At 73.3% G+C, this 21958-nt stretch carries 16 protein-coding genes; 6 read left to right on the top strand and 10 right to left on the bottom strand.

All coding sequences use genetic code 11. The features are described from left to right. Positions 1-339: 339 nt before the first annotated feature. On the bottom strand, positions 340-924 hold the full coding sequence (locus AOK09_RS23465; RefSeq protein WP_055589214.1) for a nucleoside deaminase: 585 nt from the start codon (positions 922-924) through the stop codon (positions 340-342). A gap of 76 nt (positions 925-1000) precedes the next feature. Between AOK09_RS23465 and AOK09_RS23460 the strand changes: the two genes are divergently transcribed. After that, entirely contained in the window at positions 1001-1969 is a 969-nt protein-coding gene (locus tag AOK09_RS23460; RefSeq protein WP_055589222.1) for an antibiotic biosynthesis monooxygenase, read from the top strand. A gap of 24 nt (positions 1970-1993) precedes the next feature. Here the strand turns inward: AOK09_RS23460 and AOK09_RS23455 are convergent, their stop codons facing one another. After that, the gene (locus tag AOK09_RS23455; protein ID WP_079063357.1) at positions 1994-4093 is read right to left on the bottom strand and encodes an MDR family MFS transporter; all 2100 of its coding nucleotides are present in this window, start codon (positions 4091-4093) and stop codon (positions 1994-1996) included. 273 nt (positions 4094-4366) lie between these two features. Between AOK09_RS23455 and AOK09_RS23450 the strand changes: the two genes are divergently transcribed. Then, complete coding sequence (locus AOK09_RS23450; RefSeq protein WP_055589213.1) at positions 4367-5335, top strand: peptidoglycan-binding domain-containing protein; 969 nt, start codon at positions 4367-4369, stop codon at positions 5333-5335. A 37-nt stretch (positions 5336-5372) separates the two neighbouring features. Then, complete coding sequence (locus tag AOK09_RS23445; protein WP_055589212.1) at positions 5373-5948, top strand: hypothetical protein; 576 nt, start codon at positions 5373-5375, stop codon at positions 5946-5948. Here the strand turns inward: AOK09_RS23445 and AOK09_RS23440 are convergent. Continuing rightward, on the bottom strand, positions 5938-6522 hold the full coding sequence (locus tag AOK09_RS23440; protein WP_055589211.1) for a TMEM165/GDT1 family protein: 585 nt from the start codon (positions 6520-6522) through the stop codon (positions 5938-5940). The two genes, AOK09_RS23445 and AOK09_RS23440, sit on opposite strands and share 11 nt — an antisense overlap. 358 nt (positions 6523-6880) lie before the next feature. Next, positions 6881-9106 (bottom strand): terpene synthase family protein, encoded by a 2226-nt coding sequence (locus AOK09_RS23435; protein ID WP_055589220.1) that lies wholly within the window; start codon positions 9104-9106, stop codon positions 6881-6883. Positions 9107-9392: 286 nt separating this feature from the next. On the opposite strand from AOK09_RS23435, the gene AOK09_RS42430 reads away from it, so the two are divergent. From AOK09_RS42430 to AOK09_RS23420, 3 genes are read left to right on the top strand one after another with little or no spacing between them, the layout of a single operon-like run. Next, positions 9393-10193 carry an SAM-dependent methyltransferase gene (locus tag AOK09_RS42430; protein WP_055589210.1) on the top strand — a complete coding sequence of 267 codons (801 nt, stop codon included), beginning with the start codon at positions 9393-9395 and terminating at the stop codon, positions 10191-10193. Then, positions 10190-12400 (top strand): putative bifunctional diguanylate cyclase/phosphodiesterase, encoded by a 2211-nt coding sequence (locus AOK09_RS23425; RefSeq protein ID WP_055589209.1) that lies wholly within the window; start codon positions 10190-10192, stop codon positions 12398-12400. The genes AOK09_RS42430 and AOK09_RS23425 overlap by 4 nt, the downstream gene beginning before the upstream one ends. Positions 12401-12435: 35 nt before the next feature. Next, on the top strand, positions 12436-13257 hold the full coding sequence (locus AOK09_RS23420) for an SAM-dependent methyltransferase (RefSeq protein ID WP_055589208.1): 822 nt from the start codon (positions 12436-12438) through the stop codon (positions 13255-13257). Positions 13258-13368: 111 nt separating this feature from the next. On the opposite strand, the gene AOK09_RS23415 is transcribed toward AOK09_RS23420, so the two are convergent. From AOK09_RS23415 to AOK09_RS23390, 6 genes are all read right to left on the bottom strand, one after another. After that, the gene (locus AOK09_RS23415) at positions 13369-15240 is read right to left on the bottom strand and encodes a phospholipase C (protein ID WP_055589207.1); all 1872 of its coding nucleotides are present in this window, start codon (positions 15238-15240) and stop codon (positions 13369-13371) included. A gap of 150 nt (positions 15241-15390) precedes the next feature. Continuing rightward, the gene (gene efeB, locus AOK09_RS23410) at positions 15391-16635 is read right to left on the bottom strand and encodes an iron uptake transporter deferrochelatase/peroxidase subunit (protein WP_055589206.1); all 1245 of its coding nucleotides are present in this window, start codon (positions 16633-16635) and stop codon (positions 15391-15393) included. Continuing rightward, positions 16632-17837, bottom strand: coding sequence for an EfeM/EfeO family lipoprotein (locus tag AOK09_RS23405; protein WP_055589205.1), 1206 nt, complete (start codon positions 17835-17837; stop codon positions 16632-16634). The genes efeB and AOK09_RS23405 overlap by 4 nt, the downstream gene beginning before the upstream one ends. 213 nt (positions 17838-18050) lie before the next feature. Continuing rightward, a complete protein-coding gene (locus AOK09_RS23400; RefSeq protein WP_055589204.1) occupies positions 18051-20159 on the bottom strand; it encodes a xanthine dehydrogenase family protein molybdopterin-binding subunit in 2109 nt (702 codons plus the stop codon). Beyond that, a complete protein-coding gene (locus AOK09_RS23395; RefSeq protein WP_055589203.1) occupies positions 20156-21148 on the bottom strand; it encodes an FAD binding domain-containing protein in 993 nt (330 codons plus the stop codon). The genes AOK09_RS23400 and AOK09_RS23395 overlap by 4 nt, the downstream gene beginning before the upstream one ends. Then, on the bottom strand, positions 21145-21684 hold the full coding sequence (locus AOK09_RS23390) for a 2Fe-2S iron-sulfur cluster-binding protein (protein WP_055589202.1): 540 nt from the start codon (positions 21682-21684) through the stop codon (positions 21145-21147). Before AOK09_RS23390 ends, AOK09_RS23395 begins: the two co-directional genes overlap by 4 nt. Between the last annotated feature and the right edge of the window lie 274 nt (positions 21685-21958).

Here is a 21958-nt window from a genome sequence, read left to right as displayed (position 1 = left end):
CTGGGCGCTGCACGGGCGACCGCCGGGCCCGGCGGGTGTCCGCGTCCATCGAAACCGCTGCCGTGCCAGGGATCCGCCGTCCTTGACGCCGCCCTGACGCCGCAGCCGGGCGCTCTTACGGGTCCCTGACGCGGGGGCACCCGGCGGGCCCGTCCACGGCCTCGCCGAGCGGAACGGCACCGTCCCCGGTGGCACGGGTGAGGAGCGGGACTCCCGGGGTGGCGCCGTGCGGATCGGCCCCGCCGACGCCCGCGAGGCCCGACCGGCAGCCGCCCCGACGGCCGGCCTCGGGGACGGTGCAGCAGGTCGGGGTCCCCGGCGACCGCCGAGGGCGGGGGATCAGTAGGCGTGGCGGTCCTGCTTGTCCATCCATGCCTGGTAGGCCGGGGCGCCGAGTTCGGGGAGGATCTGCTCGATGTGGATGCGCCGCTGGTCGTAGGGCTTGGCGAAGTCCTCGTACTGGAAGGCGTCGTCGAAGCCGATCTTGCGGGTGTCCTCCAGGTCGCGGCTGAAGTACACATGGTCGATCCGCGACCAGTAGATGGCGCTCATGCACATCGGGCACGGCGCGCCGCTGATGTAGATCGAGCATCCGGCGAGCATGCGGGCACGCTCCGGCAGCAGGTCCGGTGAGCCCTCGGGCCGCGGGATGTAGGCCAGGGTGGACTCGTTCTGGTGGCCCTCCGGGACCGAGGGCGCCTCGGGGTTGAGGACCTGGACGGCCTTGCGGATGGTCTCCACCTCGGCGTGCGCGGTGGGCTCGCCGGTGAGCAGCACCCGGTTCTGGCCGCGGGCGATGATCTGCCCGTCCCGGGTGAGCACCGCCCCGAAGGGGCCGCCCCAGCCGTTGACCACGGAGTCGGTGGCGAGTCTGACCGCCTCGGCGAGGAACTCCCTGTGCTGGTCCGTGCCGTGCTGGTCCATACCGCGACCTCCGAGTCACATATGCACTGTGTGACTTGAGTTGCCTTGTATATCCCCTCTGGCTAGCGTGGCCAGGGTGAAGGGTGATGCAAGTCGCGGCGTTCCCGACGAGAGCGCGACGGCGGTCCTCTCACAACGGGTCCGCGCCGACCGGGTGGACGACTACCGCCACTGGCAGGACCGGACGACGGAGGCCGCACGCGGCTTCGACGGCTTCGAGGGCACCGAGGTGTACCCGCCGCACGGCGCCGGGGGCGACTGGGTGGTCGTCTTCCGCTTCACCCGCCTCGACCAGCTCACCGCGTGGCTGGAGTCCCCCGAGCGCAGCGCGCTGCTGGAGGAGGGCCGGCCGCTGTTCGAGACACCGCCCACCCATGAGGTGGTGGCCGGTGAGTCCGCCACCCAGGACGTGGTGACCGCAGTGGTCTCGCACCGGGTGCTGCCCGGACGGGAACGGGACTTCGCCCGCTGGCAGAGCAAGATCGAGCGTGTGCAGGAGCGGTTCCCGGGATACATGGGGGCCGAGTCCTTCGAGCCCGTCCCCGGGGTCCAGCAGAACTGGGTCACGGTGTTCCGCTTCGACACCCGCGACCATCTGGACGCCTGGCTCGACTCCGAGGCGAGGAAGCGGCTTCTGGAGGAGGGACGGCGCTATGTGGCCTCGTTCGACGTCCGCAAGGTCGGCTCCTCGTTCGGCGGCTGGTTCCGCTTCGGCGGTGACGCCCGGGCGGTGCTCCCGCCGAAGTGGAAGCAGGCGATGTCGGTGCTCCTCGCCCTCTACCCCACGGTGATGGTGCTGACCCTGACGGTGGGCGGGGTCCTGAAGGACGCCGGGGTGCCGGGGTACGCCGCACTCTTCATCAGCAACATCCTCAGCGTCTCCATCCTGACCTGGCTGCTGATGCCGCTGGTGAACCGGGTCCTGGGGTTCTGGCTGGTCCCGGCGGGCACCGCTCCGCGGCGGGTGCACATCGCGGGGACCGCCGCGGTGGTGGCCTGCTATGCGCTGCTGCTCGTCGTCTTCGGCCTGACCACCCATCTCTGAACCAGCAACCTCTTTGGTGGCGGCTCAGACCAGGCGGGGCGCGGCCGTACCGGTGGAGCCGGACACGGGACGGTCGTGCTCGTTTCCGCAGGTGGCCGTGGAGAGCCGGGTGAGCAGCGCCGAGAGTTCCGCGTCCCGGGAGTCGTCCCAGTCCCCCAGCAGTTCCGCGAGCTGCGCCCGCCGCGCCGCCAGCAGCCGTACGGCCACCTGCTCCCCGTTCGGGGTGAGCCGCATCGGCAGCGTCCCGTTGCGGCGCGCCAGTCCCTGTCCCTCCACCTCGATCGCGGCGTTCTCGACCACCTGGCGGGGGAGGATCCCGCGGTCGGCGATGTCGCCGGGGGTGACGCTGCCGTGCTTGTGCATCATCAGGATCAGCCAGCTGGAGGCGGGTTGCAGGTCCAGCCCGGCACTCACGGTGATGCGGCGGTAGAGGTCCCGGCGGGCCTCCCGGGTGCCCAGCAGCGACAGGGCGCGGGCGACCTCGTCGGCGGAGGAGCGCTCGACCGGGTTGGTGCCGATGGTCTCGCCGAGGTCGGGGGTGGTGACGGTCTGCCGCAGCGGCTCCTCCTTGAGGAACCAGGTGAGGACGAAGGCCACCAGCACGATGGGCACGGCGTAGAGGAAGACCCGGGTGATGGACTCGGCGTACGCGTGGTGGATCACGCCCTGGAGTGCGGGCGGCAGGGTGCCGACCGCCCGCGGGTCGCCGGTGACGGTGGCGGGGGTGAAACCGGGGGGCAGTCGCAGTCCGGCGAGGGCGTCGGCGAGGCGGTCGCGCAGGCCGCTCGCGAAGACGGTGCCGAAGACGGCGACCCCGAAGGAGGCTCCGATGGAACGGAAGAAGGTGGCACCCGCGGTGGCGACCCCCAGGTCCTCGTAGCCGACGGCGTTCTGCACCACCAGGACCAGAACCTGCATCACCAGGCCGAGGCCCAGGCCGAAGACCAGGAAGCAGAGGCTCATCTGCAGGTTGCCGCTGTGCTCGTCGAGCTGGGAGAGCAGCAGCAGTCCGACGGCGGTGACGGCGGTGCCCGCGATGGGGAAGATCCGGTAGTGGCCGGTGCGGCTGACGATCTGCCCGGCGGCGATGGAGGTGAGCAGCATCCCCAGGACCATGGGCAGCATGTGGACGCCGGAGAGGGTCGGCGAGACCTGGTGCACCACCTGGAGGAAGGTCGGCAGATAGGTGAGCGCACCGAACATGGCGAACCCCACCACGAAGGAGATCACCGCGGCGAGGGTGAAGGTGCGCATCCGGAAGAGCCGCAGCGGCAGCACCGGTTCGGGGGCGCGGCGTTCGACCTGGACGAAGAGCAGCAGCAGGACCAGGCCGAGCACACCCAGTCCCACGACCTGCCAGGAGGACCAGGGCCAGGTGGTGCCGCCCAGCGAGGCCATCAGCACCAGGCAGGTGGCGACCCCGGCGATCAGGCCGGTGCCGGCGTAGTCGATGGTGTGCTGCTGCCGGCTGACGGTGCTGGGCAGCACCAGCGCGATCACCAGCAGGGCCACCACTCCGATGGGCAGGTTGATGTAGAAGACCCAGCGCCAGCTGAGATGGTCCACGAAGAGACCGCCCAGCAGCGGCCCCAGCACACTGGTGACGCCGAAGACGGCTCCGAACAGGCCCTGGTAGCGGCCCCGGTCGCGGGGCGGCACCAGATCGCCGACGATGGCCTGGGTGAGCACGATCAGTCCGCCGCCGCCCAGGCCCTGCAGGGCACGGAAGGCGATCAGTTCACCCATCACCTGGGCGATGCCGCAGAGCGCCGAGCCCACCAGGAAGATCACGATGGAGCCCTGGAAGAGGCGCTTGCGCCCGTACATGTCGCCGAGCTTGCCCCACAGCGGGGTGGCGGCGGTGGACGCCAGCAGATAGGCGGTGACCACCCAGGAGAGGTGCTCCAGGCCGCCGAGGTCGCTGACGATGGTGGGCAGCGCGGTGGAGACGATGGTCTGGTCCAGGGCGGCGAGCAGCATGGCCAGCAGCAGTGCGCCGATGGGTACCCAGAGGTTGTGCACCGCCCCGGCGGGCGGTGTCCCCGCGGGGGTGGAAGGGATGCGGGTCGCGCCTGCGGGCACTGCGGATCCGCTGCGTTCGGGCTCGGCTGCACGCTCGGCCATGCAAGCTCCTGACAGCGACGGGGTGGCTGGTGGCCGACCCTCCGTAAGCCCAGTCTGTCAGCGTTTGCCGGTTTCGACCCGCCGGGGGGCGAAGCGGAAGCTTCGGTCGTACCACGCCAAGCCGGGCAGTCGCTGTCCCACCATCAGGCTGACGCTGTGAGATCAGCTGATCATCCTGCATAATCGGGCGCGACCGAGGCCTGCATGCCCGCCGCACCGCTGTGCGGCCCCGTCCGGCGGCCAGGGGTTCCGCTATCGAGGAGGACCGGTCGGATGCCGGGACAGTACTGCCCCTCCTGCGGCGCCGCGCGCGCCGCAGGCCCGTGCTCCTGCGCGTCGGACCTCACGGACACGGCGGTGCTGCCGCACATCGAGGGCCCACCGCTGGTCCGGCCCTATGTGCATGCCCCGGCCGAACCCGAGGGAGCGGTGCTGCCCCCGCCGGAGCCTCCCGTCCCCGGCCGGCCCCCGCTGCCGCCCCGGACAGCCGACCAGGGCGCACCCGCGGCCGACGACCTGGGCATGTTCCCGATGGACGAGCACGGCGTCCCCGCACATGTGGCGTACTCTCGTGCCGCCGGGCGGCAGGCCGCCTACCGCCGAAGACGGCACCGCGCCGTCCTGCTGGTCGCCGCGGTCGCGGTCCCGGCCGCCGCGGGTGTCGGCTTTGCGCTCTCCGGCTCGGGAGACGGCTCCCACCGGGTGGCCGATCCCAGCCCCTCCGTCTCGGCTCTGGTCGCGGACCCCAGCCTGCTCAGCCCCGGTCCCGCCACCAGGGGTGCGCACCCGCACGGGACGGCCGTCGCCGCCGCCACGGCCCCGGCGACCAGCGCCCCGGCCACCAGCGCCTCCGCCTCCCCCAGCACCGCGGCTCCCACCACTGCCCGTCCGACCGGGTCCCCGTCGGCGACCTCCGCTCCGCTCGTGCCCCAGGTCACGCCGCCGGCGGCCACCGGCAGACCGTCCGCCGGCGCGACCAGCTCACCCGCCCGGACGCCCAGCGCCACCGCCTCCTCGACCGGGCCGCGCACCCTGTCGCTGGGGATGAGCGGGCCGGACGTCGAGGACCTGCAGCGGCGGCTCCGCCGCGCCTGGATCTACCGCGGGAAGCCCACCGGCCAGTACGACCAGAGGACCGCGGACGCGGTGGCGCAGTTCCAGCAGTCGCGCAACATCCAGGGCGACCCCAGGGGCGTCTACGGCCCCAACACCAGAGCGCGGCTGGAGCAGGAGACCTCCTGAGTCACCGTCCGGCGCCCCGCGGCGGCATCCTGGGGCCATGGCGATCAACGGCTTCGGCCCCCTGGAGTTCCAGCTGGTGCTCCTCCGCAGGATGGCGGACTTCCATCCGGGGCTGGTCGAGGAGGCCGTACGCGAGCTCGGCGCCGACCGGGCCGCGATGCGGGAGGCCAACCGCCGCTGGCAGGCGATGCTGCGCTCCCGGACCTTCCCGCGCGGCGAACGGCGCTATCTGGCCGTGCTGGGGCCGCCGGAGTCGGCCGGGCGGCAACGGGCGGGCGACCTGGAGCTGAGGGCGCTGCGCTGGCCGGTCCCGCTCTGGCCCGAGCTGCGCTTCGAGGTGCTGCTGGGGCCCGGCGGCACGGTGTTCAACGAGTGGCTGGTACGGGCGGCGGGCTCGCCGCCGCCCGTACCGCGCACCCTGGCCGAGCTGGACCCCTGGAGCTGCACCGTGGCCGACCTGGCCGCGGCCTTCCCCCCGGCCCAGCCGCTGGAGGGGACCGCGCCGACCCGGTGGCGGCTGGCCTTCACCGCGCCGGACGCGGACGGGGTGCTCCACCGGGCGGTCGCCGACTTCACCTGGGGTCTGCTGCAGGAGGTGCGGGTCAGCCCCTGATCGCGCCGACGATGCTGACACCGGCCATCACCAGCATCACCACCGCCGCCACCCTGGTGATCACCCGCAGCGGGACGTGCTTCATCAGCTTCTGGCCGCCCACGATCGCCACGCCGGCCACCGCGCACAGCGCCAGCCAGGAGCCCACGGCGACGGAGAACGGGTCGGCGTAGCGGGCGGCCAGGTTGGCGGTGGCGATCTGGGTCAGGTCGCCGAACTCGGCCACCAGCACCAGCAGGAATCCGGATCCGGCGACCTTCCAGAAGGAGTTGGAGGACGGCTCCTTGGCCGCGTGCCCCTCCTCGTCCTCCTCGCGCTGGAAGAGCAGCATGGCGGCGCCGCCGAGGAAGAGCAGACCGACGACGCCCTCCACCCAGCGGTGCGGCAGCAGCGCCAGCAGGCTGCCGGCGGCCACCGCCAGCGCCACATGGACGGCGAAGGCGGCGGCGATGCCGGCGAAGACGTGGCTGGCGCGGTAGCGGGTGCCCAGCACCAGGCTGGCCAGCGCGGTCTTGTCGGGGAGTTCGGCCACGAAGATGATGCCGAAGGTGATCGCGGCGATGGTGAGACTCATCGGTGGGGTTGTTCCTCGGAGGTCAGGCTCCCGTACCGGCGTGACCACCTGCGGGGTCGCTTCGGCACGGCAGCGCATGGCAACAGCACTGCGGCCGAAGGTCTCGCCGGCACCGAGTTCGATGCCCCGGGCGCCGGGCCTTCCGCGTCAGCGGGCGGCCAGTATGTCGACGGTCCGGTGGAGGGCTACTCCCCTTCGATCAGCACCCAGTCTACCGGATCCGGCACCCGCCCCCGGCGGCCCGCCCGGGCAGCCCCGGGCCCGCGTGTGACTCGCCGCGCCCCGGCCACCGAGGGCCACGCCGGGGCCGGGGGCCGAGCCCTCCCCGCGGGCGCGGCCCCCGGCCGTACGGGACCGGCTAGGAACCGGTCAGTGCGGCAGCGCCACGCGGGAGGCGGGCCGCGCCGGTGCCCAGGCCCATGGGACGGCGGGGGACGCCCGGGGGCAGGCCGACCGGCCGCCGGAGCTCGGACTCCCGGTAGCGGTCGCACCGCCGGTGCCAGACGAGGATCCCGCTCATCCAGTCCTGCAGTTCCACCGCATGGCGGGCCAGGGCCGCACGTCCTGCCTCGTCGAGGGCGAGCTCTCCCGCCAGCGCGGGCAGCTCGACCTCGGCCAGCTGCTGGAACTCCCGCATCCGGGAGCACGTCAGGTCGGCCACCACGCCGAGGGCCTCCGCCAGGCCGCAGTCGAAGAAGTCCTGCACCACCAGCACCGCGTTGTGGAGTTCGCCCTCGAACTGGATCTCCTTCTGGTAGGAGTACAGGTCGTTGACCAGGGCCGCGTAGTCCGACGCCGCCCGCTCCAGCGCCTGCACCCGGCGGTTGCACCGGGCCCCGGGCGGCAGCGTCCCCCCGGAGGAGAGCCGGGAGAGGCTCATGGTGAGGTCGGCCCCGAAGGTCGCCCGGCGCATCTCGATGTAGTCCACCGGGTCGGGGACGCGGCGCTCCGCCTGGTTGGCCAGCTCCCAGAGCCAGCTCTCCGTCATCTGCTCGACGGCGCGACGCAGGCGCTCGCGGTCGCCGGGCGGCATCGGCCCGGCCGTACGGGTCCACAGGTCCGCCAGGCCGCGCTCCAGGCCGTTGGCCGGGACGGGCATCAGATCGGTGTCCACCGGCATGAAGGAGGACAGCCGCGCGTTGCAGAGCCGGGCCCCGGCCAGGTCGTGGGTGCGTCCGTGGACGGCGGGGTAGTAGTCGTCCGCGTAGGTGCCCCAGGTGAGCCAGCCCGTGGTGACGTCCAGGGCCTCAGGGGAGGCGTCCGGATGGATGCCCGCGGCGCACAGCGCCAGGTCGGCGGCGCGCAGCCGGCCTTCGTCCCAGACGCCGGAGCCGGGCACCCCGGGTACCGCGGTGAGGATCCCCATTCGGTGGGCCCACTCCAGGTTGCGCTCGCGGGCGCCCTCCAGATGGGGGCTGAGCCGGGCACGGTAGGGCATGTGGAGGTCGGGGACCGTGATCGGCCCGACGGCCTGCGGGCGGTGGCTGTGGCTGCGGAGCCGCTGTGGCATGGTGGCGGCCACCGAGGCGGCGATCCTGGCCGCGGAGGTGCCCAGGCCGAGCGGGCCGCTGAGGAACGGGGTCGCGTGCTCCGCCTCGCCGTTCATGTAGCGGCTGGAGCGCATGTGCCACTCGTGGCCGCCGGACTGCCAGTCCTGGAGTCCCTTGACATAGGCCAGCACGCGGGCGCGGGCCTCCGCCTCCAGGCCGTGCTCGGCGAAGAGCGGCGGCAGCTCGGCGAGGGTGGTGTGCTCGAACTGCTGCAGCCTGGAGGTGATCAGGTCGTTGACGGCGTCCGCCGCCTGCTGGGTGGTGCAGCCGAGGAACCGTTCGAAGACCAGGACGCCGTTGGAGAGCTCCCCCTCGTCCTCGATCTCCCGCTGGTAGGAGAAGAGGTCGTTGCGCAGGTGGACGCCGTCGGAGAAGGCGTCCCTGAGCACCCTCAGCGGCCTGGAGCCGGCGACCTCGGCGGGCACCTCGGCGCCCGCGGCGTACTCGACCAGACCGGCCGACCAGGGGGCGCCGCCGACCTTGCGGCGCATCTCGACGTACTCCAGCGGGTTGGCGACCCGGCCGTCGCTGATGTTGGCGAGCTCCCAGAGGGACTCCTCCAGGAGGTTGCGGGTGGCCTCGGCGAAGCGGGCGCGCCAGCTCTGCGACATGGCGGGCACCGTACGGGCCCACAGGTCGGCCAGTCCGCGCTCCACCGCGTTGGCCGGCCGCGGCACCGCCGCGCCGGGCTCGACGGGCATGAAGGCGGGCAGCCGGTCGAGGTAGGCCCGGGCCCCGGCCATGTCCGGGGTGCGCTTGAAGCGCTCCAGGAAGTCGTCGTCGAAGAAGAAGACCCAGACGTACCAGTCGGTGACCAGCGCCAGTTCGGCGGCGGGCGCGTCGGGGTGGGTGTAGGCGCACAGCAGCGCGTAGTCGTGGGAGTCGAAGTCGTGCTCGTCCCAGACGCCGGAGCCCTCGATCATCTCCATCTCGCGGGCCCACGACTTGGAGTGGGTGCGGGCGGACTCCAGATGGGGGCTGAGCCGGGCCGGGTAGGGCTCGTAGAACTTCGGAAGCCGGAAGGGCTGCGACATCCGCACCTCAACTCTCCTGCGAGGACCAGCGATCACCCTGGACGCTAGGCGCCGCCCGGCCGCTGACCGGGCGGAAAGCCGGACATGGCGTCAGATCGGGTGATTGCGCCCGGGCGATGCATAAGCGGCGGAGACCCGGTGACGCTTCGATGGCGCGACATGTTCGCGCCAATTTCGGGGATAGGATTCCGGTTGTGGGGGTGTCGCAGGGATGTTCGGGGTAGCGTGCGGTCGGCAGCGGGGGCGGAGAGCGCTCCCGGCAGTGCAGGGATCTGGAGGGGCGTCAGTGGACCGTCCGACGTGGGCACCGCAGGGGATCGATCTGGAGAAGGCCAGCGCGGCCCGCATCTACGACTTCTTCCTCGGCGGATCGCACAACTTCGAGGTCGACCGGGTGGCCGGTCGCAAGGCGGTCGAGATCCTGCCGGACCTGCCCAAGATCGCCCAGGCCAACCGGGCCTTCATCAGGGACGCCGTACGGCAGGCCGCGGCCGCCGGGGTGACCCAGTTCCTGGACATCGGCTCGGGCGTGCCCACCTTCGGCAATGTGCACGAGGTCGCCCTGGAGGCGGACCCCGCCTCCCGCGTGGTCTACGTCGACCACGACCCGGTGGCCGTCGCCCACAGCCAGGCCCTGCTCGAGGACGTCCCGCAGGCGTCCGTGGTCGAGGCCGACCTGCTGCGTCCCAAGGAGATCCTCAGCCGGGTGGAGGCCGACGGCCTGCTCGACCTCGGCCGCCCGGTGGCGCTGCTGCTGGTGGCGGTGCTGCACTTCATCCCGGAGAGCGCCGAGCCGTACGGGCTGGTGGCCGAGCTGCGCGACTCGCTGGCCCCGGGCAGCCTGCTGGTGCTCTCGCACGCCACCCAGGACGGCCGCCCCGAGGAGGCCGCCCGGATAGAGCGGCTGTACAGCGGGGTCGGCACGCCCTTCACCATGCGGACCAGGGAGCAGGTGGAGCGCTTCTTCGAGGGCTTCACCCCGGAGCCGGGGGTGCGGATGCTCGGCGAGTGGGGCGACAACGCCCACGCCGCCGGCGACGACCCCGCCCGGTTCAGCGGCTATGTGGGAGTGGGACGCAAGCCGTGACCGGAACAGCCCCCCGGACGGACCCCGCCGCAGCGCGGGGTCCCTGCGAGGCCCTGCGCCGCTTCGCCGCCGTCTGGTGCCGCGCCGTGTACCCGGTCTCCACGACCTCGCTCAGCCGCGCCGAACTCCAGTCGTACCTGGAGCCGTTGGCGGCACGGCTGCACGCCCTGCTGACGGCCCGGCCGTTCCACCCCTGGCCGGCCCGGGAGATCGGTGCGGCGCTGGTGCGCGCGCACTGCACCGACCCGCAGGCGCTGGCGCAGACCCTGGACGTCATCGAGTCCTATCTGCTGCTGTACTGCCCGACCGATCTCTCCGGCGAGCCCGGTACCGCCCGCAGCCGGCTGACCCGGCTGCAGCACCACCTGGCGGCCGGATACGCCCGTGAGCTGCGGGAGCGCGCCCTCGGCGAGCAGGAGTCCATCTCCCGCGCCGCGCTGACCGCCAGGACCCGGGCCGAGCAGGCGCTGCGCGCCAGCGAGGCCCGCTTCCAGGCGCTGTTCCGCGGGGCGGCGATCGGCATCAGCATCGCCGACCTGCAGGGCCGCATCATCGATGTCAACGACGCACTGGCCCGGATGCTCGCCGCCAGCCCCGAGGACCTGCGCCGGCTGAACGTCACCGACTTCGTCCACCCCGACGACGCCGACGGCGTGTGGGAGCTCTACCAGGACTCGATACGCGGTGAGCGGGACCACTTCCGGGTGGAGAAGCCCTACTTCCGGCAGGACGGCTCGGTCGTCTGGACCGATCTGACGGTCTCGATGATCCGGGACGAGCAGGGCAGCCCCCAGTACCAGGTGGCCATGCTGGAGGACATCACCGAGCGCCGGATGCTGCACGACCGGCTGCACCACGCGGCCACCCACGACCCGCTCACCGGCCTGCCCAACCGGGCGCTCTTCCTGGAGCGGCTCGGCGCCGCCCTGGCCCCGGGCTCCCCGGTCCGCACGGTGGGTGTCTGCTACCTCGACCTGGACGGCTTCAAGGCCGTCAACGACAGCCTCGGCCACCACGCCGGCGACGAGCTGCTCTGCGCCGTCGCCGAACGCTTCCGCCGCTGCCTGGACGACCCCGGGCGGACGGTCGCCCGGATGGGCGGCGACGAGTTCACCGTGCTGGTGCCGGACCCGGCGGGCGAGGAGGAGATGACCGACCTCGCCGAGCGGCTGATCAACTGTCTGACCACCCCGGTGGACGCCGGCGGCCGCAGGCTCTCGGTCACCGTCAGCGCGGGAGTGCTGGCCTGCTCCGCCGACGCGCTGCAGCCGGCCGAGGTGGTGCAGGCGGCCGACATCGCCCTGCTGCGCGCCAAGAGCCAGGGCGCGCAGCGCTGGGCGCTGTACGACGCGGACAGCCACGCCCGGGAGATCGCCCGCTCCACCCTCTGCACCCATCTGCCCACCGCTCTGGAGCGCGGCGAGTTCTTCCTGGAGTACCAGCCCCTGGTGTCGCTGGCCGACGGATCGCTGGTGGGCGCCGAGGCGCTGGTGCGGTGGCGCCATCCCCAGCACGGCACCCTGGGCCCGGACGCCTTCGTCCCGCTGGCGGAGCAGACCGGGCTGATCGTGCCGCTGGGCCGCTGGGTGCTGGAGACCGCCTGCCGGCAGGCCCGGGCCTGGCAGCTGCAGCTGCCGGAGGTGCCGCTGCGGATCAACGTCAATCTGGCGCCCTGTCAGGCACGCTGCCCGGAGCTGGTGCACGATGTGCTGCGGATCCTCAAGGAGGCCGAGCTGGAGCCGCAGACGCTCTGCCTGGAGGTCACCGAGAACGCCCTGATCGGCGCGGACGACCAGGCGCTGCACGCGCTGCGGCGGCTCACCGACCACGGGGTGGCCATCGCCCTGGACGACTTCGGCACCGGCTACTCCAACTTCTCCCATCTGCACCGGCTGCCCGTCGACACCCTGAAGATCGACCGTTCGCTGATCGGCGACCTGGCCGGCCCCGGGCAGCCCGACCCCACCGCCGAGAAGATCCTCACCGCGCTGGTCTCCCTCGCCCGGGCGCTGGGCCTCACCGTCACCGCCGAGGGCGTGGAGACCGCGGACCAGGCGGACCGGCTGCGGGCGCTGGGCTGCGACACCGCCCAGGGCTGGCTCTACGGCCGGCCGGGCGCCGCCGGACTGATCCCCGCCCTCGCCGCAACGGTGCCGGGCGGTTCGCCGGAAGCCCTCCCTGACGATCAGTCTCCTTCTACCATGTGAGCCAGTCGACAACCCGTCAGGACAGGATGGTTGGCATGGCCGAGCACGGCTCCGAGGTGGACCAGAGCAAACCGAGCATCGCCCGTGTCTACGACTACCTCCTGGGCGGCAAGGACAACTTCGCCGCCGACCGGGTCGTCGGGGACCACTTCATGGTGAACCTGCCGGGTTCGGTGGCGATCGCGCACACCAACCGCGCGGCCCTGACCCGGGCGGTGCGCGACATCTCGCTCACCGCAGGCATACGCCAGTTCATCGACATGGGCAGCGGACTGCCCACCGCGGACAATGTGCACCAGGTCGCCCAGCGCAGCGCCCCGCAGACCAGAGTGGTGTACGTGGACAACGACCCCATCGTCCTGGCGCACGGCCGGGCGCTGCTGGAGGAGGACGAGCGCACCTGTGTCGTCCGGGCCGACGTCCGCGAGCCCGAGACCGTCCGCACGCACCCGGACACCCTCGGCCTGATCGACTTCGACCAGCCGGTCGGCGTGATCCTCTCCGCCATCCTGCACCATGTGAACGACGACGAGGACCCGGGCGCGATCGTCGCCTACTGGCGCGACCAGGTCCCTGCGGGCAGCCACTTCTTCATTTCGCACTTCCGCTCCGGCGACAACCCGGAGACCGCCGAGGCCGAGCGCACCCTCCAGCAGACCTTCGGCCGGGGGCGCTGGCGCACCACGGAGGAGATCCGCGCCCTCTTCGACGGCCTGGAGATCCTGGAGCCGGGTGTGGTGACCTGCCGGGACTGGCGGCCCGATCCACCGGAGAGCGACAGCCGCTTCGGCACCGAGCAGCGGGACGCCACCCTGTGGGAGCAGCTGATCGTGGCCGGTCTGGGCCGCAAGCCCTGATCGGGCACCTGCCCGGCGTACCGGACCCCGCACGACCGAGGGGCGGCCCCGTGGGCCGCCCCTCCTGTCGTTCGTCCGCCTGTCGTGCCTTTGCCCGTTTTTGCCTCTGGGTCAGCGGGCGCTGTGGGCCCGGCGCGTCCGGCGGGTCACCAGCCAGCCGCCGGCGGCGGCCACCACGGCCGCTCCGCCGAGCGCCGCCGGCAGCACCGCGGAGGGGCTGTCGGTGGCGGCGGCCACGGTGTCGGCGTTCTTCAGGGCCACCCGGGCGGGGCGCCCGGGGTGGCTCGGGATCGGACGCACCGACTTGACCGAGCCGTCCGCGTTCAGCAGCACCTGCTGCTTGACCGGGTGGCGGAAGTCGAAGGCGCCCGCGAGCGAACCGGCACGCCGGTCGAAGGACGAGTCGCCGATCCGGCCGGTGCCCCAGTTGTCCTCGATGAAGGAGGTGATGGAGGCCTGCTCGGTGGGCGTGTGGTCGATGTGGTTGGCCTTGGCGTACGGCGAGATGACCAGCAGCGGCTGGCGCGGGCCGGGGCCGCAGCGGTCCTGGTAGCCGCCCTGCGCCGCGGGGCCGGCCTGGCAGGCGGCCGAGTCGTTGGCCTTGCCGTTGGAGGCCACGGTGGAGTCTTTGGAGCCGTTCTTCACCGGCGCGTACACGTGGTCGTACCAGCCGTCGGAGTCGTCGTAGGCGACGACCACCGCGGTGTCCTTCCACTCCGGCGACTGCTGGATCTTGTTGATCTCGGAGACCAGGAAGTGCTGCTCGTCGATCGGGTCCGAGTAGGCGGCGTGGCCGTCCTGGTACTCGGCGGCCTTGAGGAAGGAGACGGCGGGGAGGTTGCCGTCGGCCAGGGCCGCGTCGAAGTCGGTGAGGTCGTAGTTGTGGTTGGCGCGGCCGTTGTGGCCGATCTCGGCGACCGAGGCCGGCGCCAGGTGGTGCGGGTTGGAGGTGGACTTGTAGTACTCGAAGGGCGAGTGGTGCGGGCTGTAGTCCACCGAGGAGGCGCCTGCGATGTTGGCGTGGGTGGCGCCGCCGCACTTGGCGTAGTGGCCCTGCTGTCCGTCCCAGGGGGTGCTCGGACGGAAGCCGCCCTGGAACCAGCCCCAGCTGACGCCCTTGGCGTTGAGCAGGTCGCCGATGTTGCTGCCCTGGAGCGCGGCCAGCGCGTTGCTGCTGGTGTGGTCCTTGTCCGAGCAGTCGTCGTACGCCGGGTCCGGGTCGTTGATGACCGTGCCGACACCGTGGGCGTCGGGCGACGCCACCGTGTAGGCGTCGGGGGTGGCGGTCTGCTTGGGGTTCTCGGTGCCGCTGGCGGGGTCGACCGAGATGGCGCCGTGGGTCTGGCCGGCGACGAGGTTGAGCGCACCCGGGGTGGAGGGCCCGTAGGTGGAGCTGTAGGAGCTGTCGCTCAGGGTGTAGTGCTGGGCGTAGTTCCACAGCGCGGTGACGGTGTTGCCGTCGTAGTAGTCCATCACCAGGCCGGGCTCGCCGAAGAGGCCGCCCGAGCACTTGTCCGATTCGGTGTACTGGACGAAGCTGTCGGCCTTGCCGCCGTTGTAGGCGAGCTGCTCGGCGCCGTAGTTGTGGTTCTGGTCGCAGGTCACCGCCTGGCCGGGGCCCAGCCGCTTGGGCGCGTACTGGTTGGGGTTGCTCTTCAGCAGACCCGCGGAGGCCAGCGTGTCGGCCGACTTCGGGGTGCGGGGCGAGGCGTGGAACGGCGTGCCGTCGGTGTTCGCCGCCACCGGGTAGGTCCCGAAGTAGTGGTCGAAGGAGACGTTCTCCTGGTACAGGACGACGATGTGCTTGATCGGCGTTGCGGTGCGGCTGTCGCTGTGCCCCGGAGCCCCGTGGCCTCCGTGCTGCGGTGCCGCCGCGGCGGGGCCCGCGGCGCCCAGCGCCACCAGTGCCGCTGCGGCGGCGAGCGCGCCGGTCCGGCGTGTTCCCTTGCGGACCTGCTCGCTGAGCGATCTCCTGCTGACCATCTTTGACCTTCCTGGCTTCGCTGACGGACTGCGAGTGAGCTTTTCTGGGCCCTGCGACCGGGATGCGGGCAGGGGAAGGCACCGGGGTGAACACAGGGTCAGAAGATCCACCATGTTCTTTGCCTTCCTTTGAGGATCGACCCTCGGGGATCAGGCCAGCAGTGCGCCGCCCAGCCGGTCGGCCGGGCCCCGCACCCCCGGCAGCGCGAAGAAGTAGCCGCCTCCGTACGGCTTGATGTAGTCCGTCATCGGCTCCCCCGCAAGACGCTTCTGCACCGTGGCGAATTGCCGGTCCAGGTCCTGCTGGAAGCAGCAGAAGACCAGCCCGACATCCAGGTCCCCGTTGGGCAGCAGTCCCCGGTCGTAGTTGTAGCCGCGCCGCAGCAGCCGGGAGGCGGCGTCGGCCGGGGTGCGGGGGTTGGCCAGCCGCATGTGGGAGTCCAGCGGGATGACGTCGCCCTTGGGGTCCTGGGTGTACCTGGGCGGGTCGAACTCCGCCGAGCCGTCCAGCGGTGCGCCGGTGTCCCGGGCACGGCCGATCATCCGCTCCTGCTCGTTGACCGACACGCGGTCCCAGAACTCCACCAGCATCCGGATCAGCCGCACCACCTGGTAGCTGCCGCCGGTCGCCCAGTCGGGCTCGCCGGCGCCGCGCCCCACCCACAGCAGCCGGTCCATCAGCCCGGAGTCCGCGGTGTCGGGGTTGCCCGTGCCGTCCTTGAACCCCAGCAGATTGCGGGGGGAGCCGCCGGGGCGGGGCGGCGAGACGAAACCGTCGATCCGCCACCGGACCTGCATCAGCCCCCGGGTGTGCCGGGCGATGTCCCGCAGCGCGTGCAGCACCGTGTCGGGGTTCTCCGCGCACAGCTGGAGCAGCAGGTCGCCGTGGCACCAGGCGTCCTCCGGGGCGTCGTCCGGGAAGACGTCCATGGTGCGCAGCCGCCTCGGGCGCAGCGCCGCCAGGCCGTACCGGTCGTCGAAGAGCGAGGCGCCCACCGCCACCGTCCCGGTGAGCCGGTCGGCCGGCACCACCGGCCCCAGCATCCCGGAGTCGGAGGGCGGCTCCCCGACGCCCGCCGGCAGCGGGGAGCCGCCGGCGGTGAGGAAGCGCAGCCGCTCGGTGAGGACGCCCAGCAGCTCGGCCAGTTCACCCCGGTCGCGTGCGGTCACATCGAAGGCGGTGAACGCCGCGTGCCGTTGCGGCGGGGTGAGGATGCCGGCCTGGTGGGTCCCGTGGAAGGGCACCGCCGGGGACTGATCCGCGGCCGTCCGCTCGGGCTCCGCGGCGGACTCCGCCACCCGCAGCCCCACCGCTCCGGCGGCCGCGCCGCCCACCCCGGCCGCCACCGCGCGGCGCAGGAACGACCGGCGGCCGACCCCCTCCGACCCGTTCACGAGGTCCTCCTCACGTCGCACACGGCCGCCACCCCGGCCAGCCGTTCCACCAGTCCCCCGAAGTCCGCGTCGACACGCTCGCGCTGCTCCACCTGCAGGTCCCCGGGCGCGGGCCAGGTCCCGTCGTGCCGCAGGGCGTCCAGGTCGTCGCGGGTACGGGCCAGCCACCGGTCGATCCCGGGCAGTTCGGGGTCGCGCGGCTCCAGCAGCGGGCGCAGCCGGTCCAGCACCTCGGCCGTGCCGTCGAGCTGGGCACGGGCGGTGGCCAGGGAGGAGCCGCTGCCGTAGTCGCTGTGCCCGGTCAGTTCGAAGGTGACGGTGTCCTCGGTGATCTCGTGGGCGCGCACTCCGAGGTCCGCGGGTTCCATCCGGGCGTCCGCCCACCGGTCGCGGAGCTTGCGGACGTCGTCCGCCAGCCGCCGCGCGGGAGCGCGCAGCCGGTCCGCGGCCTCGTGGTGCCACAGGCCGTACTCGATCCGGTGGAAGCCGGTGAAGTCCTGGTCCTTCACTCCGCCGGGCCGCCCGTCGGCGAGCCCGTCCACGGCGTCGCCCAGGTCGCCGAAGGCACCGTAGGCGGCGCCCAGCCGGGAGTACGCGAGATGGGCGTCCAGCCAGGCGGTCCTGGCCGCCGCCAGGTCGCCGCGGTCGACGGCGTCGCGCAGCGCGTCGGCCTTGCCGACCAGCCGGCCGAGGCCCTGGCCGACCCACTTCTGGTACTCCAGGGTGGGCGGGATCAGGTCGTGCTCGGTCACCGGCAGCACGGCGGGGCCGCCGGTTGCGGGCCCCGCGGTGATCCGCACGGTGGGGCCGGTCACCGCGTCGGCGTCCTCCGGCAGGCAGCGGAAGACGTAGCTGCCGCGTCCCAGCACCACCTGAAGCGGACGCTGCACGCCAGGTGCCAGCCCCTCGACCTCGCCGAGCAGGGCGCCGCTGGAGGCGTCGGTGAGATAGACCTCCGCCGCGTCGGAGGAGGTGTTCCGCAGGTCGAAGACCTGCCGTCCGGCGTGCGGGCGGTCCCAGCCGTGCCCGCAGGCTCCCGGCGACACCTCGACCACGGTGTGCGGCAGGCCGTCGGCGGCCGCGGCGGCGGACGGTGCGGCGGAGGAGTACGGCAGCAGTGCCGCCGCGGCGGCCGCCGCCAGGGCCGCCGTGATCGCGACGGGCAGCAGGACCCGGCGGCTGGTGCGGGATGCAGGGCGCATGGCTGCTGATGCTAGCCAGCTCCGGGTACGGGGGCGGGCGGGCGAGGGCCGGGCAAGGCAGAGTTCACCGTGGATTCGGCGTACGGCAAGGGAACGTTCGTCCGGCGCCCGTTCCGACACCTGGGGGCCCCCGTCACCGTGCGGGGCCACCGCGGGGAGCCGCACCGCCCCCGGGCGCGGCGACAGCCGGGCGGGAGCCGGTCCCCCGTACCGTCAGAGAGCGCCCAGTGCGGCCAGCACCGTGTCGGGGTGGACGGGGAGGGTGCGGAAGCGGTGGCCGACGGCGTGGTGGAGGGCGTTGGTCAGGGCGGCGGCGGCCCCCACGATGCCGATCTCACCGATGCCCTTGGAGCCCATGGGGTTGAGGTGCGGATCCTCCTCGTCGATCCAGCCGACCTCGATGTCCGGGACGTCCGCGCAGGTCGGCACATGGTACGAGGCCAGGTCCGCCTCGACGTGGTCGCCGAAGCGGGGGTCCACGGTGGAGCCCTCCAGCAGAGCCATCCCCAGGCCCATGGTCATCCCGCCGATGAACTGCGATCGCGCCGTACGCGGGTTGAGGATGCGGCCGGCGGCGAACATGCCCAGCATCCGGCGGACCCGGACCTCCCCGGTGCCGGTGTCCACCTGCACCTCGGCGAAGTGCGCACCGAAGGCGTGCCTGGCGTACTCGCTGCCGGCCCGGACGTCCTCCGTGGTGTCGGCGGTGACGGTGAGGCCGCCGGGCGGCACCGCGCCCCCGTGGTCGCGGTCGAGGCGCAGCCGCAGTTCACGGCAGGCCTTGTGGACGGCCCAGCCCCAGGACGCGGTGCCCGAGGAGCCGCCGGCGACGCTTGCCCGGGGCAGGTCGCTGCGGCCCACCAGGGCACGGACCGTGTCCGCGGGGACGCCCAGGGCGTCGGCCGCGATCTGGCCGAGGACGGTGCGTGCGCCGGTGCCGATGTCGGTGGCGTTGATCCCCACGGTGAAGCCGCCGCCGGGTTCCGCACGGGCCTCGGCCGCACAGGGGCTGGCGTACACCGGATAGGTGGCGGCGGCGACCCCGGTGCCCAGCAGCAGCCCGCCCTCCCGGTGCACACCGGGGCGCGGGTCGCGGTCGTGCCAGCCGAAGCGGCGGGCCCCCTCGCGCAGGCAGGCCACCAGGCCCCGGCTGCTGAAGGGGCGCCCGGAGTCGGGCTCGGCGTCGGGCTCGTTGCGGATCCGCAGCTCCACCGGGTCCACCCCGCAGGCCTCCGCCAGCTCGTCGACGGCCGACTCCAGGGCGAACATGCCGGGGCACTCCCCGGGGGCCCGCATCCAGGAGGGGCTGGGCAGGTTCAGCGCCACCACCCGGTGGGTGGTGCGGCTGTTCGGGGAGGCGTACATCACCCGGGAGGGGACCGACGACTGCTCCACGAACTCCCTGACGGTGGAGGTGCAGGTGGCGCTCTCATGGGCGAGTGCGGTGATCCGGCCGTCCCGGTCGGCGCCGATCCGCACCCGCTGGACGGTCGGCGCCCGGTGCCCGGTGAGCGGGGCGAGCAGCCGGCGCGGCAGCGCCAGCTTGACCGGCCGCTGCACGACCCGGGCGGCCATGGCGGCGAGTACCAGCTGCGGCCGCGGGGTGCCCTTGGAGCCGAAGCCGCCGCCGACGTGCTCGGAGACGACCAGCACATCCTCCGGGTCGAGGCCGAAGAGGTCGGCCAGGGTCCGCCGGGCGTCGGAGGAGCCCTGGTCGGAGTCCCTGACGAGGAGCCTGCTGCCGTCCCACTCGGCGACCGTGGCGTGCGGCTCCATGGGGTGGTTGTGCAGCGGCGGGGTGCGGTAGGTCGCGTCGAGCTGTACGGCGGCGGCTGCGTACGCCGCGTCGAAGCCGCCCCGTTCCCGGTCCGTCGGGTAGCCGGCGTTGACCTGCTCGGGGGCGTACAGGCGGGGGTGGTCGGCGCGGAAGACCACATCGTGCGGCAGCTGCGCGTACTCGACCCGGACGGCGGCGGCGCAGGCCCGCGCCGCCTCCAGGGTCTCCGCCACGGCCAGGGCCGCCACCTGGCCGCGGTGGGCGATCTCCGGGGACTGCAGCACCGCCAGGGTGGCGTCCTGCGGCTCCCTGAGCCTGGGGGCGTTCTCATGGGTGAGCACCGCCAGCGCGCCCGGCTCGGCGAGGGCGTCCGCGCAGTGGACGGCGGTGACGGCGCCCCGGGCCACGGTGGCGGGGACCGGCCAGGCGTACGCGGCGCCGGGTGCGGAGTGCTCCACCGCGTAGCGGGCGGTGCCGGTGGCCTTGGCTCGGCCCTCGACCCGGCGCAGCGGGGTACCCAGGGCGCGGCTGCTGGTGGTGCTCATCTGGAGGCCCCTTCGGCCAGGTCGGTCAGCAGACGGACCGTCAGATTTCTGGTCAGCGGCACCTTGTAGCCGTTGTCGCGCAGCGGCCGGGCGGCGGCCAGCTCCGCGTCGGCGGCGCGGGCGAAGGACTCCGCGGTGGCCGGGGCGCCGCGCAGCGCCTCCTCCGCGGTGCGGGCCCGCCACGGCCTGGCCGCGACCGCCCCGAAGGCGAGCGCGACGCGGTGCACACTGCCCTCGCGCACCTCCAGTACGGCGGCCACCGAGGCCAGGGCGAAGGCGTAGGACGCCCGGTCGCGGGCCTTGCGGTAGCCGGACCGGGCGCCGGGCGGCAGAGCGGGCAGCAGCACATCGGTGATCAGGTCGCCGTGCTCCAGCACCGTCTCCCGCTCCGGGTGGTCCCCGGGCAGCCGGTGCAGTTCCGCCACGGGTACGGTGCGCTGCCCGGCGGTGCCCAGCACCACGGCCTCGGCGTCGAGCGCGGCCAGTGCCACCGCCATGTCGGAGGGGTGGGTGGCGACGCACTGGTCCGAGGCGCCCAGGATCGCCAGGTCCCGGTGGGCGCCCTCGACCGCGGGACAGCCGCTGCCGGGGTCGCGTCTGTTGCAGGGCTTGGTGATGTCCTGGAAGTACGGGCAGCGGGTGCGCTGCAGCAGGTTGCCGCCGACCGTGGCGGTGTTGCGCAGCTGCCCGGAGGCGCCGGCCAGCAGGGCCTGGGAGAGCGCGGGCCGCCGGCGGCGTACGGCGGGATGGGCCGCCAGGTCGCTGTTGCGGACGGCTGCGCCGATCCGCACGGACCCGTCGGGGCCCTCCTCGATCCGGTCGTCGAGCGCCCGGCCGACGTCGACCAGCAGGTCGGGGGCCTCCACGCCGAGCTTCATCAGGTCGACCAGGTTGGTGCCGCCCGCCAGGTAGCGGGCGCCCGGTGCGGCGGCGACGGCGGCGACGGCCCCGGCCGGGTCACCGGCCCGCCGGTAGTCGAAGCCCTTCACCGTGCCGCCCCCGCCTGTGCGGTGTCCTGCACGGCCCGGACGATGTTCGGGTAGGCCCCGCACCGGCAGAGGTTGCCGCTCATCCGCTCACGGATCTCGCCGCCGTCCAGCCGCGGCGACTCGCCCACCGGTGTCACCGCGCTCGGCATGCCGTCGGCCGCCTCCGCCAGCACCCCGGCGGCGGAGCAGAGCTGTCCGGGGGTGCAGTAGCCGCACTGGAAGGCGTCGTGCTCGAGGAACGCCTCCTGCAGCGGATGCAGCCGCTCGCCGTCGGCGAGCCCCTCCACGGTGGTGACCGCCGCGCCGTCCAGGGCCACCGCCAGCAGCAGGCAGCTGTTGCTGCGCCGGCCGTCCACCAGCACGGTGCAGGCGCCGCACTGCCCGTGGTCGCAGCCCTTCTTGGCCCCGGTGAGGTCCAGGTGCTCACGCAGGGTGTCCAGCAGGGTGGTGCGGTTGTCCAGCCGCAGCCGGTACGGCGTGCCGTTGACCTGCAGCCGGACCTCGCTGGAGGGGCACCGCCGGCTCTCGTCGTCCATGGGGCATGTCCTCCGTACCGGGGCGGGGGTTGCTCGGCCCCTCCCGGTATCCCGGGGTCGGCCGCCCAAACCTGCGCCGCCGTACGGGGGTCACCGGCGGGGGGTCACCAGCGCGGAGGTCACCAGCGCGGAGGGCGGGGGCGCACCGGCTGCGGTTCCGGCGGCTGTCGGGTGCCGGGCCGCAGCGGGACGGCGAGGAGGGCGCCGAAGGCGAAGCCGATCACATGGGCCGCATAGGCGACGGTGCCGGCCGAGGAGACGCCGTACCCGGCGG

Origin of the sequence: Peterkaempfera griseoplana, assembly GCF_001418575.1 — a bacterium.
GTDB lineage: Bacteria > Actinomycetota > Actinomycetes > Streptomycetales > Streptomycetaceae > Peterkaempfera > Peterkaempfera griseoplana.
Note: the sequence above shows the minus strand (reverse complement) of the source record. Positions and strands in the feature narration are given on the sequence as shown.

Coding starts and splice junctions, on each gene's coding strand:
- AOK09_RS23465 (WP_055589214.1), bottom strand. CDS start 924: ATGGACCAGCACGGCACGGACCAGCACAGGGAGTTCCTCGCCGAGGCG.
- AOK09_RS23455 (WP_079063357.1), bottom strand. CDS start 4,093: ATGGCCGAGCGTGCAGCCGAGCCCGAACGCAGCGGATCCGCAGTGCCC.
- AOK09_RS23450 (WP_055589213.1), top strand. CDS start 4,367: ATGCCGGGACAGTACTGCCCCTCCTGCGGCGCCGCGCGCGCCGCAGGC.
- AOK09_RS23445 (WP_055589212.1), top strand. CDS start 5,373: ATGGCGATCAACGGCTTCGGCCCCCTGGAGTTCCAGCTGGTGCTCCTC.
- AOK09_RS23440 (WP_055589211.1), bottom strand. CDS start 6,522: ATGAGTCTCACCATCGCCGCGATCACCTTCGGCATCATCTTCGTGGCC.
- AOK09_RS23435 (WP_055589220.1), bottom strand. CDS start 9,106: ATGTCGCAGCCCTTCCGGCTTCCGAAGTTCTACGAGCCCTACCCGGCC.
- AOK09_RS23420 (WP_055589208.1), top strand. CDS start 12,436: ATGGCCGAGCACGGCTCCGAGGTGGACCAGAGCAAACCGAGCATCGCC.
- AOK09_RS23415 (WP_055589207.1), bottom strand. CDS start 15,240: ATGGTCAGCAGGAGATCGCTCAGCGAGCAGGTCCGCAAGGGAACACGC.
- AOK09_RS23405 (WP_055589205.1), bottom strand. CDS start 17,837: ATGCGCCCTGCATCCCGCACCAGCCGCCGGGTCCTGCTGCCCGTCGCG.
- AOK09_RS23400 (WP_055589204.1), bottom strand. CDS start 20,159: ATGAGCACCACCAGCAGCCGCGCCCTGGGTACCCCGCTGCGCCGGGTC.
- AOK09_RS23390 (WP_055589202.1), bottom strand. CDS start 21,684: ATGGACGACGAGAGCCGGCGGTGCCCCTCCAGCGAGGTCCGGCTGCAG.